The 13319-nt window shown below is 60.2% G+C and carries 16 protein-coding genes; all 16 read left to right on the top strand.

All coding sequences use genetic code 11. The features are described from left to right. The 16 genes from BM403_RS16965 to BM403_RS16890 all read left to right on the top strand — a co-directional run bounded on the left by BM403_RS16965 (position 1) and on the right by BM403_RS16890 (position 13316). Positions 1-342, top strand: a complete 342-nt coding sequence (locus BM403_RS16965) for a head-tail connector protein (RefSeq protein WP_093543867.1) — start codon at positions 1-3, stop codon at positions 340-342. Further along, positions 342-665 carry a phage head closure protein gene (locus BM403_RS16960; protein WP_093543865.1) on the top strand — a complete coding sequence of 108 codons (324 nt, stop codon included), beginning with the start codon at positions 342-344 and terminating at the stop codon, positions 663-665. The genes BM403_RS16965 and BM403_RS16960 overlap by 1 nt, the downstream gene beginning before the upstream one ends. Continuing rightward, positions 658-1074, top strand: a complete 417-nt coding sequence (locus BM403_RS16955) for an HK97-gp10 family putative phage morphogenesis protein (RefSeq protein WP_093543863.1) — start codon at positions 658-660, stop codon at positions 1072-1074. The genes BM403_RS16960 and BM403_RS16955 overlap by 8 nt, the downstream gene beginning before the upstream one ends. Next, positions 1071-1418, top strand: a complete 348-nt coding sequence (locus tag BM403_RS16950; RefSeq protein WP_093543861.1) for a tail completion protein gp17 — start codon at positions 1071-1073, stop codon at positions 1416-1418. Before BM403_RS16955 ends, BM403_RS16950 begins: the two co-directional genes overlap by 4 nt. 8 nt (positions 1419-1426) lie before the next feature. Further along, positions 1427-1897 (top strand): phage tail tube protein, encoded by a 471-nt coding sequence (locus tag BM403_RS16945; RefSeq protein WP_065886261.1) that lies wholly within the window; start codon positions 1427-1429, stop codon positions 1895-1897. Then, positions 1897-2364, top strand: a complete 468-nt coding sequence (locus tag BM403_RS16940) for a phage tail assembly chaperone (RefSeq protein WP_093543859.1) — start codon at positions 1897-1899, stop codon at positions 2362-2364. Before BM403_RS16945 ends, BM403_RS16940 begins: the two co-directional genes overlap by 1 nt. A 26-nt stretch (positions 2365-2390) precedes the next feature. After that, positions 2391-2684, top strand: coding sequence for a phage tail assembly protein T (locus tag BM403_RS16935; protein ID WP_093543857.1), 294 nt, complete (start codon positions 2391-2393; stop codon positions 2682-2684). Positions 2685-2727: 43 nt separating this feature from the next. Beyond that, positions 2728-3330 (top strand): hypothetical protein, encoded by a 603-nt coding sequence (locus tag BM403_RS32215; protein ID WP_256577180.1) that lies wholly within the window; start codon positions 2728-2730, stop codon positions 3328-3330. Positions 3331-3434: 104 nt separating this feature from the next. Beyond that, a complete protein-coding gene (locus tag BM403_RS16925; RefSeq protein WP_065886265.1) occupies positions 3435-3758 on the top strand; it encodes a hypothetical protein in 324 nt (107 codons plus the stop codon). A 45-nt stretch (positions 3759-3803) separates the two neighbouring features. Further along, a complete protein-coding gene (locus BM403_RS16920; protein WP_093543855.1) occupies positions 3804-7046 on the top strand; it encodes a tape measure protein in 3243 nt (1080 codons plus the stop codon). Further along, positions 7047-7379, top strand: a complete 333-nt coding sequence (locus BM403_RS16915) for a phage tail protein (RefSeq protein WP_093543853.1) — start codon at positions 7047-7049, stop codon at positions 7377-7379. A 6-nt stretch (positions 7380-7385) separates the two neighbouring features. Beyond that, on the top strand, positions 7386-8084 hold the full coding sequence (locus BM403_RS16910; protein ID WP_065886268.1) for a phage minor tail protein L: 699 nt from the start codon (positions 7386-7388) through the stop codon (positions 8082-8084). A 2-nt stretch (positions 8085-8086) separates the two neighbouring features. Then, entirely contained in the window at positions 8087-8857 is a 771-nt protein-coding gene (locus BM403_RS16905; protein WP_093543850.1) for a C40 family peptidase, read from the top strand. Positions 8858-8985: 128 nt separating this feature from the next. Continuing rightward, entirely contained in the window at positions 8986-9210 is a 225-nt protein-coding gene (locus tag BM403_RS16900; protein WP_093543848.1) for a hypothetical protein, read from the top strand. Between the two features lie 94 nt (positions 9211-9304). Further along, positions 9305-9958 carry a tail assembly protein gene (locus BM403_RS16895; RefSeq protein WP_256577179.1) on the top strand — a complete coding sequence of 218 codons (654 nt, stop codon included), beginning with the start codon at positions 9305-9307 and terminating at the stop codon, positions 9956-9958. Positions 9959-9965: 7 nt separating this feature from the next. Then, a complete protein-coding gene (locus tag BM403_RS16890) occupies positions 9966-13316 on the top strand; it encodes a TipJ family phage tail tip protein (protein ID WP_093543846.1) in 3351 nt (1116 codons plus the stop codon). Positions 13317-13319: the final 3 nt, after the last annotated feature.

The following is a 13319-nucleotide window of genomic DNA, read 5'->3' as shown; positions in this document are numbered from 1 at the left end:
ATGAGCGTGATCGACATTGAAACCGCGATGCTCCATTTACGAGCCGAACCGGTTGATCAGCCGCTGGTGCAGCGTTATCTGGATGCAGCGGAAGACGCCGCGATGCAGTACTTGCAGCGGCGCTTCTACGCCAACACACCAGACTTGGAACTGGCCGTTTTCGCGGGTGACGCTGGGCAAGACCCACTGCTGATCACCCCGTCGATCCTCGCCGCCTGCCTGCTGATCCTCGGGCACTTTTACGACAGTCGCGTCGACCTGTTCAGCGAAACCGGCCGCACCGACTTACCCACCGGATCGCGATCCTTGCTCGCACCGTTCCGCTGCAATCTGGGTGTGTGATGCGTGCCGGTCGCTTGCGCCATCGGGTAACGCTCCAACGCCTGACCCGTGTGCAAGACGATATCGGCGGATGGATCGAAGTCTGGCTGGATGTCGGCGAGACCTGGGCCGAGATCCGCCCAGTCTCCGGCCGATCCTGGATGGCGGCAGCTCAGGAGCAACGGGAAGTCACGGTGGAAGTGTTAATCCGCCCACGCCAGGGCATCGTCTCCGGCATGCGCGTGGTGAAGGGCGACACCTACTACCTGATCGAAGCGGCGCTGCTGGATTACGCCCGATGCGAACTTAAGCTGATGTGCAAAACGGTGAAGGCCAATGCTTGATATCTCGCTACGCGTCATAGGCCTCGCAGAGCTGGAAGCTGACTTCCAGCGACTGGCCAAAGCCACCTCCAACAAAGTGGTGCGCGACGCCACATTGGCCGGAGCCCGCGTAGCCCAGGACCGCACCCGCAAGAGCGCGCCCATCCGCAGCGGCAAACTGCAAAAACATATCGTTGCTAAACGCCTACGCCAGCGGGATACACCGGGCGCCGCCGTGGCAGGTGTCAGCGTGAGACGCCCGAAGAATTCACCGGCACCTTTTTACTGGCGCTTTCTGGAACTCGGCACGTCAAAGATGAACGCCAAACCCTTCATCCGCCCAACCTGGGACCGCAGCCTTCCTGATATCGAAGGCGCAGTGCGTAGCAAACTCGCCCAGGCCATCGATCAGGCGCTGTTAGCCCGATGATCGAAACCGCCATCGCCGCCCGCATTGGCACGCTGGCAGACGGTCGCGTCTACCCGGAAATTGCCCCAGCCGACGCCGCGTCACCCCGCATCACCTGGACTCTGATCAGCGGTGGTGCAGGCTGGACACTTTCCGGTTGGGACGGCTCAACCGACGCGCAAATCCAGATCGACGCCTGGGCGCTGAGCAAACGCGAAGCGATCCTCCTGGCCGAACAAGCCTTCGACCTGATGTCCGCCAGCGGCCCCGATTTTTGCGTCAGCGAGGCGATGCGTTTACCCGATGACTACGAGCCCGACACGCGTCTGTTCCGCGTGAGCTGGGAGTACACCCTGCAACCCTAGGAGGCACCATGGCCAGCCAGACGCCGACCAAGTCCAAGTACGTCAAATCCCAAGGCACGCAGGTCAGCGTGTCGAAAACCAGCACCACCGACCCCACTGACGACACTCTGGAGTTCGCCGACCTCTCGGTGACCATCAAGCAGCCCCAGTTCCAGGGCGGGCAGTCCGACGAGATCGAAACCACCACCCTGGCCAGCGACGCCAAGGAGTTCACCACCGGCTTGGCGGACAACGGCACCTTCAGCATGTCCGGCAACTGGAAGGCGGATGACGAGGCGCAAACCGTGCTGCGCGAGGCGAGGGATGACGGCGAGCCGCGTGCGTTCAAAGTGGTGTTCAAGGACAAAACCAGCTCGTTGTTTCTTGGGTTGGTGACTCAGTTCACCTGGGACGCTGCACCGAATAGCACGGTGAATGGCACGTTCAATGTGCGGATCACCGGGGCGGTCAGCTTCGATACGGGTAATGGAGGTGCGTAATGCCGCGTGCAAGAACCAGCGATAGCGACCTGCGCGAAAAAATCCTCGACCCGTTGCGTAATTTCAAACATGAGAGCGTGCAGGTTGAGGAGTGGGAGGGCGCTACGGTGGTGATTCGTGCGCTGAGCGCGGGAGATTGGTTGGAGTATCGACGGCGGGCGCTGGAGCAGGTTCGACAGGCGCGTGTGGCGGCTGGGTTGAGTGCTCAGCCGCCCGTTGTTGACGGAAAGGATCAGCCCGAGGAGCCGCTGATTGAGGTGTTCAGTGTGCCGCTGTACGCGTTTGTCCTGGCTCGGACATTGTTCGAGTTGTCGGGTCGCAGGTTGTTTGGCGATGACGATGTGGATGAGTTGGTGGAGGCGTTTAGCCCGGTGCATGACCGGTTGGTGGCCAAAGCGTTTGAGCTGAGCGGTGTCAGCGCTGAGGCTGATTCGCCTGATCCAGTCGACATGGCGGGAAACGCCTAAACGCTGAGCCGGAGCTTGGGTTTCTCATGGCCCTGGCTCTGCGGCTCGGCAAGACCTTGCGCGAACTGATCGAGCAACTGAGCGCCGAAGAGCTGTTCTTGTGGCAAGCCTACAACCGCGAATCACCCATCAGTGATGTGAGAGGGGATGTGCAGACGGCGATCCTTGCGGCTGCCGTGTTTCAGGCGCAGGGCGCGAAGGTTGCCCCTTTGGATCTATTACCAAGGTGGCGACCTGACGATGAGCTTCCGGATAGAGAAGAGGATGGCGAGGTGCAACTGCGGCAATACCTGACAGACCGAGCTGACAGACTCGATTGAAAACCGATGATACCTTCGCATTTTTCTCTCCAGGAGAAATCATGTGAGACCTATCATCAAGCGTTCCCTGATCAGTTTGGTGCTGGTGTTGTTCATTGCCATCCTCATCGTTGCCTTGGGTTTCTACCGTTTCGGCAACACTCCGCGCCTTACGTACGTCCTGCTCGAAAACTGCGAAGCCGCCGTTCTGCGACTAGTGAAGACACCGTCCGCAATGACACTACTCAACGCCAGGATCTACAAAGGCGGCAACCTGAGCATCAGTGAAGACGACCAGCGTGCTTTTAAAAGCAGCACCGCCTATGCCGAAGTGGTTGCCCGTGGCGATGGGCGCTTTTTCTATCCGGCGGTCAATCTGGAAATTGAGTCGCTCAACTCCTTTGGGGTAAAGCAGGTCGATATCGTGCTGTGTCGCTATGGTGGCGTGGAATACAAGAATGGCGCCTTGCTCAGCTTGCGCTTGATGACCTTGGATCTTGGCGCCGGGGTTTTGCGAAATCCCTTCGTTTACAACAATGCGAAATTCGCGGAGTGGGCGAAGCTCGGGATCATTGATGTGGTCAGCATTGATGAGTTCGCCTGGACTGAACACTGGCGTCATTTCTTTGATCGGAAAATCAGGGTGGTGAGTCTCGATAACACATGATTTTCCTCGGGCTGTTCGCAGACGCATTCAAGTGCATCGAATTGAGTAATAACTCTAATCCAAAGTAATTACAGTCGACCTCTTACTCATCGAGCAGGTGTTTTATGAAAAAAGTGTTGGGGTTGATTTTCTCGTTGATTGCCACGCAGGCAGTCGCGCAATCCGTCGAAACGGAGATGAGCCAGTTAAAGGCCCGAGCTGACAGTTGCGTTGCGTCTTCACAACGGGCTCAGCGCTGTGAGCGCACGGCAGAGTGCGTGGCGTTTCAGCGTTACAGCAAGGCTTTGCTGCCGGAAGGGTTGCCTGGCTACTACGATGTACACATGCGTGATAAGACCATGACACCGGAAAACGGGCCGTTGGTGAGCAGCGCAGCGAAAGCCAAGGGCAAGGCGGACAAAGTAATTGAGCAATGCAGTTCCAGCTAACTGCCCTTGTAAGTTGACCTAAACATTGGGGGGCCTTGGAATGCCATGAATGGTCAGACCTTGCGCTCCCTAATCGTCAGCGTCTCCGCCGAAACCAGCGCATACCAACGCGAAATGGCCCGCGCCGGTCGAGTAGGGCGCGACTACCTGCGCACCGTCACTGCCGGCAACCGCGAAGCCTCTGCAGGCTGGCGTGCCCAGGAATCTGCAATCCGCGCCCAGGAGCGAGCCGTCGGTTCACTCTCCGGCGCTGTCGGCAGCTACGTCCGCCTAATGGCCGGAGCCCTGGCCGTCGGTAACCTGATCGCCATGGCCGACCAATGGGGCCAAATCGCCTCGCGCCTTCAACTCGCCACCGACTCCCAGGCCGACTTTGCCGAGGCCCAAACCCGCCTGATGGACATCGGCCGGGTCACCTTCAAAGCCTTCTCCGAAAACGCCGAGCTGTTCATCCGTACCGCTGGCGTGCTGAAGGACTATGGCGGCACCGCCGAAGACGCGCTGAACATGACCGAAGCCCTGTCGCTGGGCCTGACGGTCAGCGGCACCAAGGCGCAGGCCACGGCAACGGTGATCGATCAGGTCAGCAAGTCTCTGGAGCGTGGCAAATTGCAGGGTGACGGTTTCAACGCGGTGGTCACGCAGGCGCCGCGTTTGTTGCAGGCGTTGCAGGATGCCCTAGGCAAGAACCGCGACGAGCTGCGCTTGATGGCGTCCGAGGGCAAGTTAACGGTAGATGTCGTCGCGAAGGCTTGGGTCAGCCAGATCGGCCGTATGCGCAAGGAAACCGGCGGCATGGCGACCTCGGTGGCCGATGCCAGCCTGCGTCTGCGCGATGCCTTTATGCAGTACATCGGCACTGCTGACAGCGGCTCGCAGGCCACGGCGAAGTTGGCGCAGGCGATCAACTATGTGGCGGATAACTTGGGCGTGTTGTCGGCCATCGCTGTCGGCACTGGGTTGGGCTGGATCACTCAGACAGCGGCGGAGAGCATCAAAGCGCTGTATCAGCAGGTAGACGCGGCGCGAGTGGCGTACTCGGCGGAGTTGGGCCGTGCGCGGGCTGCACTGGATGCCTCGGCGTTGATCGCGCGCGTTACCCAGGCTGAGGTGTTGTTGGCCGAGCGACGTGTGGCGGCAGCGGTGACGGCGCAGCAGCTCAATACCGCAACGCGGGCGCTGACGGCGGCGAAGCTGGCGGATCTGGAGGCTTCACGCGCTGCGGCTGCGGCGCAGGCGGCATATGCGGCGGCGAGTTCATTGTCGGCGCGGGCGATCTCGGGTGTCGCGGCGGTGTTGGGTGGGCCGATGGGGTTTGCGTTCCTAGTAGGAACAACGGCCACCAGTCTTCTGTTGTTTAGTGACAATGCGGACAAGGCCCGCGTCTCGGCGGTGGATTTGCAGCGTCCTTTGGCCGAACTCCGCAAGGAGTGGGAGGCCCTGAGCAACGCCCAGCGGCGTCCGATCCTCAAGCAATTGCTCGACCAGCAGAACGAAGCGCGCAAGGCGGCTGAGCTAGCTTTGCGCGATATTCGCCAGCGCGCCCAGTTGTTGGATAAATGGGGCGATAGCTACAACGCCAATCCCTTTGCCAGAGACCGTGCGGTGACGGCGTTTCGGCGGGCAGTGGCGGGTGGGCAGGATATCGACGCGGCGACTCAGGCGCTGATCAACGCCATTGGTCCGAGTCAAAAACTGCGTGATCAAATCGAAGGCCTGGCTGGTGCCTATGCCCGCAGTCAGCAACAGGCCGATGAGGCAGGCAAGCGCATCGACGCGCTGGACGGCATATTACGCAACGCTCAGAGCGCCGCCGAAGGTGTCAGCGCCGGACTGCAAAGCATCAAACCGCCAGATGCCGAACTGACGGCTGCGTGGGAGCGGCGCATCAACAACTTGCTTGAGCAGATGGCCCGCCTGCGGGACGGTTCGGCCCTTGGTGAAATCAATCGACAGGCCGAGCGTGATCAGCTCAATCAGACCGAAGCCGGTCGCGCACTACTGGCCCGCGCCCAGGCCGTCGCCCAACTCAAGGACGCGCAAGAGGCTGCGAACCGAGCCCAGGAAGAGGCGAACCGCCAAGCTCGGCAAGCCGCTGAAGCCGCCCAGCGTGAAGCGCAAAGGCTTCAGGATAGTTACGAGCGAACCCTGCGTTCATTGCGTGAGCAGCTCCAGCTCAGTGACCAGAAAACCGAACGCGCCCGCATCGAGTACGAGATCAATCAAGGCTCACTCGCTCAGCTTGATCAGTTGAAGAAAATTGAGCTGCAACGGGCGGCGTTGGCGGTTGATCACCTCAATACCCAGCGAGGCTATCAGGAACTGCTGACGGAGATTCAGCAGCAGGAAGACAACCTGCTGGTCAGCACACGCAAGCGTTTTGCCGAACTGGACCGACTGCAAAAACAGGGCGGATTATCGGCGGAACAGTACCGCAACGCAGCCGATGCAATCTCTGGCGCATCGGTCGGCAAAGCACCGGCCTTCATGGGGCTGGATAGCGCCGTCGGTGGCCCAAGCGCCGAGCTGATTCGCCTCACCGAAGTGGAGCGAGAACTGCAGAAATGGCGCGACAAAGAGCTGGAACGTCAGCAACTGTTCTTCGACCAAAAACTCACCAGCGAACAGCAATACCTGGACCGCGTCGCCGAGATCAACCAGCAGAACAATGACCGGCTAGCCGAGATTCAAGACGCCTATCGCTCGGCCACGCTCGGCGTGTTTAGCGAACTCATTGGCAATGCCGCCGACCTGTTCAAGCAGCTCGCGGGTGAAGGTTCAGCAGCGTACAAACTGCTGTTTTTCGCCAGCAAAGCAGCGGCCATGGCCCAGGCGATCATCAACACTGAGGTGGCGGCGACCAAGGCTCTGGAACTGGGGCCAGCCGGTCCGGCAGCGGCGGCGTTGGTTCGAGCGCTGGGTTATGCCTCGGTGGGTATGATCGCCGCGACCACCTTGGTCGGCATGGCCCACGAGGGCATCGACACGATTCCGAAGACCGGCACCTGGTTACTTCAACAGGGCGAGCGGGTGGTGGACGGCCGCACCAATCGCGACCTCAAGCAATTCCTGGCCCAGGCACCGCCCGGCAGTGCGCAGCCAATGCCGTCGGTCAGTGTGCAGATCAACGTCGATGCGCGAGGCAACAGTGCAATGTCCGTCACCTCCCAAGCGGGCGCCCAGCAATTCGCGCAGCAGATGGGCCAGGCGATTGAAGACGCCGTGCGCCAAGTCATCCGCCAGGAGCAACGGCAAAACGGCCTGCTGGATTCAACAGGGAGACGCTAAGTGGAGACCTTCGTTTGGCCGGTGCGCCTCGGCTCATCCGGCCAGATTGAACAGCGCGTGCAGATCAATGAATTTGGCGACGGCTACGTGCAGGTGATCGGCGTCGGCCTCAACAATCAAGCCGAAGCCTGGGACGTTTCCGTGACGGGTGTGCTGGCCAAGATCCAGCCGGTGCGAGCATTCCTCGATCTGCATCGCGGTTCACGCTCTTTCCAATGGACGCCACCGGGCGGTAGCGCAGCGCGTTTTCGCGCCACCGGTTACCGCCTGTTGCCCCACGGCAAAGGCATCTACACCCTGAGCTGGACCTTCCAACAAGTCTTCTATCCCTGACTCATCATGGCCATCAACACCGACGTCCAACTGCTGGAGCCGGGTGACGCCGTGCGCTTGTACGAAGTCGACGCCACCCACCTGGGCGGCGACCTGATGCGTTTTCACGGCCACATGCAGGACGGCACGATTATCTGGCAGGGCCAAGCCTATGAGCCGATCAGCATTGAAGCCAAAGGCCTGGACCTCAACGGCGACGGTCGCCCCGCACTGCCAACGCTGACAGTCGGCAACGAAATCGCGGGTGTACGTGGCGCTCTCTCAGCACTGTGCCTGCATCTGGACGACCTGGCGGGCGCCAAGGTGACCATCCGCGAAACCTTCCGCCATTACCTCGACGCCGCCAACTTCCCCGAGGGCAACCCGCAGGCCAGCGACCAGCAACGCGTGATGAGCTGGTTTATCGAACAGAAAACCGATGAAGACGAGATGCAGCTGGAGTTCCAACTCTCCAGCCCGGCGGACTTGCAGGGCATCAAAGTCCCCACACAGCAAATTACCAGCCTGTGCCGCTGGGCCTGCATGAACCAGTACCGAGGCGAGGCCTGCGCGTACATCGGCACGGCACTGTTCACCAAGCACGACGAACCCACCGACGACCCCGCCCAGGACCGCTGCGCCGGACGCTGGCGCAGTTGCAAGGTGCGCGGCAACACCGCGCGGTTTGGCGGGGCGCCGGGTTCCAGTTTGATTATTCGGAGGTAGCCATGCGAATCAGCCGCGCCCTGCAGGCGCAGATGCGGCAGCACGCCGAGGCAAGGTATCCGGAGGAGGCTTGTGGGTTGTTGATCCGCACCGGCAGCGGTCGCGTGTATTGGCCGTGTCTCAACACTGCCGCCAGTGCCTCGGAGCATTTTGTGGTCAGCCGCAATGCCTGGTGCGAAGCCGAGGATCAGGGGCAGGTGCTGGCGGTGGTGCATAGCCACAACAATGGCAGTGCGCGGCCCAGTCAGGCGGATCGGGTCAGTTGTGAGTTGCATGAGTTGCCTTGGGCGATTGTGGCTTGGCCGGGGGGAGAGATTCGTTGGCTTAAACCTGAGAGCTACAGCGCGTCGCTGTTGGGTCGGGACTTCACCCATGGCGTGCTGGATTGCTACACGCTGATCCGCGATTGGTATGCGCGGGAGTGGGGGCTGATCTTGCCCGACTACCCGCGCACCGACCGCTGGTGGGAGGACAAGCACGGTCCCAGCCTTTATCAGCATCACTTTGCCGAGGCCGGGTTTGTGCAGGTCGACGGTCCTCAGCGCGGAGACGTGCTGATCATGGAAATCGGCCGCACCTATCACCCCAACCACGCAGCGATATTTTTAGGCACGGACGGTTCGCTCTCCAGCGAACGGGCGCCCGATTTGGGTGGCAGTGGTCCGTTTTTTATTCATCACCTGTATGGGCGTAGTTCGACGCGTGAGGTGTATGGGGCTGATTGGGCGCAGCGTACGCGGTTGATACTGCGTTATAGAAACGGCAATTGTTGATTCTTTAGAATTATTGGATTTAGTGATTATGTGAAAGGGGTCTGAAAAACTGTGATTTTTAACAGGTGTCGGGAATTGCAACTCAAAGCACTCTCATGATGTGTATTAAATAGTCATGAGGAGGCGTTATGAAAGATTCAATTGCTCAATACGTTGCGCTTATCGTTAATGATGTAGACATTGCCATTGATAGTGTTGCTGATGTTGAAACTATCTTGACAAAGGCCGAGATTAAAACTCAAGAGGACTTTATATCGGCGCGAAGTATAATGCGGGATATGAGTGGGATCGAATTGCAACAGCTTGTTTACATGCTGCCAGAACGCGTGCGCCAAGAATTCGATGATGAATAAATATTTGTACTGTCTGATGAAACGCCCCGCCTCGCGGGGCTTTTTATTTGTTACTTATAAGCGTTTATGCGAGGAATTTCGGAGGTTTAAGACGATGCCCCAAAAAATCCTGGCTGCATCCAGTATCGAGACGGATTTCAACCGGACTTCGTCGTATCGCGGAACGGGCTTACGTACTGTGCGTTTGTATGGCGTGCTGCGTAAACATTTTGGTCGTGACTTTCCGCTGCAGTTGTCCAGCCCCGCCGAGGGCATCAGTGCGTTGTGCTATCTGCTGCCTGGCTTTGAACGCTTCCTGCGGGATGCCGAGTTGCGAGGGTTGGTGTTCTCGGTGTTCGCTGGCCAACGCAATCTGAGCGAGCAGGAATTGCCCCTCAGCACTCGCGACGACAGCGTGATCCGCATCGTGCCGTTGGTGGCGGGTAGCAAAAGCGCCGGGATGTTTCAGACCATCCTCGGCGTCGCGTTGGTTGCGCTGGGGTATTTCAGCTTCGGCACCACGTCACCTTGGGGCATGGGCCTGATCGCAGCGGGCACCGGCGCGGCTGTCGGCGGTGTGATGCAGATGCTTGCACCGATCCCCAAGCCGGGGCTGGGCCGAGACGAGGAGGGCAATCGCGCCAGTTATGCGTTCGGCGGTGCCGTCACTACCGTCGCGCAGGGCAACCCGTGGCCAGTGCTATATGGCGAACGCGAGATTGGCGGCGCGGTGTTAAGTGGCGGCATCTACGCCCAGGATCAGGTCTGACGCGGTCATGGGCAGTTATGTTGTCGGCGCTAAGGCTGGCAGCAACAAGCCCAATCGCCCCTACATCGCCAGTGACAGTTCACCCTCCATCGCCACCGCAAAACTGTTGTACGCCTTTAGCTGGGGCGAAATAGTCGGCCCGGTGGATGGGCTGAAATCCATCAAGCTGGACGGCACGCCTCTCCAAGCTGCCGATGGCACCGTGAATTTCCCTCGGGCGCGTTGGCAGTTCCGCTCGGGCACCGTGAATCAGGATCGCCTGGTTGGCTTCCCCGAGATTAACAACGAGATCGCCATCGGCATCGAGCTGCGTTCCGAAGCGCCTTGGGTGCGTTCGGTCAGCAATGACGAGATCAATGCCGTGCGCTTGCGACTGTCCTGGCCCCAGCTTCAAGCCCAGGACGCGAGTGGCAATATCAACGGCTACCGCATCGACTACGCGGTGGATATTGCCACTGACGGCGGCGCCTATTTGCCGGTGCTGACCGCCTTCGTCGCACGCAAAAACACCACCAAGTACGAGCGATCCCACCGCCTGGAACTACCCACCGGTAGCGAGTGGACCCTGCGCGTACGCAGGCTGACCCCCAACCAAAACAGCAGCCTGATCGCCGATATGATGCGCGTCGAGTCGATCACCGAAATCATCGACGCCGAACTGACTTACCCCCTCACCGCCGTGGGCGGCATCGAATTCGACGCCGAGCAATTCAACAACGTGCCCAAACTCTCGGCGCTGATGCGCGGCCGCATCCTGCGCGTGCCCAGCAACTACGATCCCGAAACCCATACCTATGTCGGGATCTGGGACGGCACTTTTAAGCTCGCCTACAGCAACAACCCTGCCTGGGTCTGGTACGACCTGGCGCTGCACCCCTATTACGGCCTCGGCGAGCGGCTCAACGCGGCGATGGTCAACCGCTACGCCCTGTACCGCATCGCCCAGTGGTGCGACCAAATGGTCCCGGACGGCAAGGGCGGTACCGAGCCGCGCTTCACCTGCAACCTCTACCTGCAAACCCAGGAAGAGGCGTACATCGTCCTTGAAGACATCGCCTCGATCTTCCACGGCATGGCCTATTGGGACGGCAGCCAGATGGTGGTCAACGCCGACATGCCGCAAGACCCGGTCTACAACTTTCATCGTGGCAACATCATCAGCCTCAAGTACCAGGGCGTGCGCAAACGGGATCGGCATACGCGGGCGATGGTCAGTTGGGACAACCCCGACAACAGCTTTGAGACCGAGCAGGAACCGGTGTTTGTCGAAGACGGTATCGCGAAGTTCGGGATTCAGGATTTGCCCATCGGCGCAGTGGGTTGCACCAGTCGCGGGCAGGCACAGAGGGCGGGGATGTTTGCGTTGGTCAGTGAGCAAACGCAGACACGCCCAGCGACGATGCGCGTCGGCCTGGATGGGCAGATACCGCGACCGGGGCAGTTGATTCGGTTGAGTGATGAACTGCTGGCAGGCCGGGCCAATGGTGGGCGGGTGTCGGCGGTGGCGGGGCGGGTGGTGACATTGGATCGGGATGTGGAGATTCCTTCTGGATCACGCTTGATCTGTAACCTGCCCAGTGGTGCGTCCGAGTCGCGATTGATTGCGCAGGTGGACGGGCGTGCGGTGACGGTTGCCGCCGAGTACAGCGAGCCGCTGCTGCCGGAGTGCGGCTGGGTGATCGACGCTGATGACCTGGCGACCCTGCAATTCAAAGTGCTGAGCATCACGCGACCGGAGTGGCAGCAGTACCAGCTCACGCTGATCCAGCATGAGCCGGGCAAATACGATGCGGTGGATTACGCGAGCAAGATCGACCCGCCACCGGTGACCATTCTCCCGCCCGGCGTGCAGGCGCCACCCAGTTCCGTGCTGATCACGCAAAGCATCTCCACCCAGCAAGGGCTGGCGGTGACCACCATGACCATCGCCTGGCACGCCGCCGAGTATGCGGTGGGCTATGACGTGGAGTGGCGGCGCGGCGCCGGGGATTGGGTACGGATTCCGCGTACCGGAGAGTTGTTGGTGGATGTGGTGGGCGTGTACTCCGGCCAGTACCTGGCGCGGGTCCGGGCGGTGAATGTGTTGGATGTGGCCTCCATACCGGCCAGCTCGGTGTTAACCGCCATTGAGGGCAAGATCACGCCGCCGCCTTCGGTGGCGTTTTTGCGCACGCAGGACAAGTTGTTTGGGATTGGCTTGCAGTGGGGCTTTCCTGCTGGGGCTGAGGATACACAGCGCACAGAGGTTTGGTCCTCGCAGGTGCCCGCGTTTGAAAGTGCACAGAAACTCGGTGACTTCGCATATCCGCAGGCTGCGCATGACTTGCAGGGGCTGGCGGCGGGGGCACGGTTCTATTTTTGGGCGCGGCTGGTTGATCGCACTGGCAATGTCGGGCCTTGGTATCCCGTTGGTAATGGTCTGGCCGGACAAGCCAGCGCCGAGGCCGGGCCGATTCTGGAACTGATCGCGGGGCAGATTGGCGCCAGTCAGCTTGGTCAGGAGTTGCTGGGTGAGATTGGCCTGATCACTGGTGACGGTCCGGGCTCGGTGAACGACCGGCTGGAGAGGACCCGAGAAGAACTGAAAGAACTTTTCAGCGAGGTGAGCGATGCCTTGGCGTATGACGAAACCAAGGCCTATTCGGCGGGAGAAATTGTTCGCCTGGGTAGTCGGCTGTTCCAAGCCAGAGAACCGGTTCAAGGCGTGGCACCACCCGATCCCGAATACTGGTTGGACATCGGCACCGTTACCCAGAACGCTGATGCATTGGCCTATCAGGTCGAGGCGAACTCCAGCAGCATTGAACAGCAGGGTGAGCAGCTCATTGCTCAAGCCCATCAACTGAATACGGTCGTTGCCTCAGTGGATGATGCGGTGGCCTCAGTGCAGCAGGTCAGCCAAGCCCTGGCCAGCACCGATGACAAGCTCCAGGCCATGTGGGCGGTGAAGATGGAGCTGAACCAGGACGGGCAGTATGTGGCTGCCGGGTTTGGTTTAGGCATCGAGAACACAGGCGCAGGGTTGCAGAGCCAGTTTCTGGTCAGTGCTGACCGCTTCGCCATGGTGACCACCCTCGCGGGTGGGCAGGTGTTCACGCCGTTTGTGGTGCAGAACGGGCAGATGTTTATCAACCAGGCGCTGATTCAAGACGGTTCCATCACTAACCTGAAAATCGGCGACTACCTGCAATCCAACGACTACATCGCAGGCACCCAGGGCTGGCGACTCGACAAGACCGGCGTGATCGAATTCAACGGCCCGGTAGCCGGAGGCGGGCGCCTGAGCATCAACAACCGCGTGGTGCAGGTGTACGACATCAACGGCACTTTGCGGGTACGCCTGGGGATCTGGGGCTGAACC

The organism is Pseudomonas sp. OV546, from assembly GCF_900116845.1.
Lineage (GTDB): Bacteria > Pseudomonadota > Gammaproteobacteria > Pseudomonadales > Pseudomonadaceae > Aquipseudomonas > Aquipseudomonas petroselini.
Note: the sequence above shows the minus strand (reverse complement) of the source record. Positions and strands in the feature narration are given on the sequence as shown.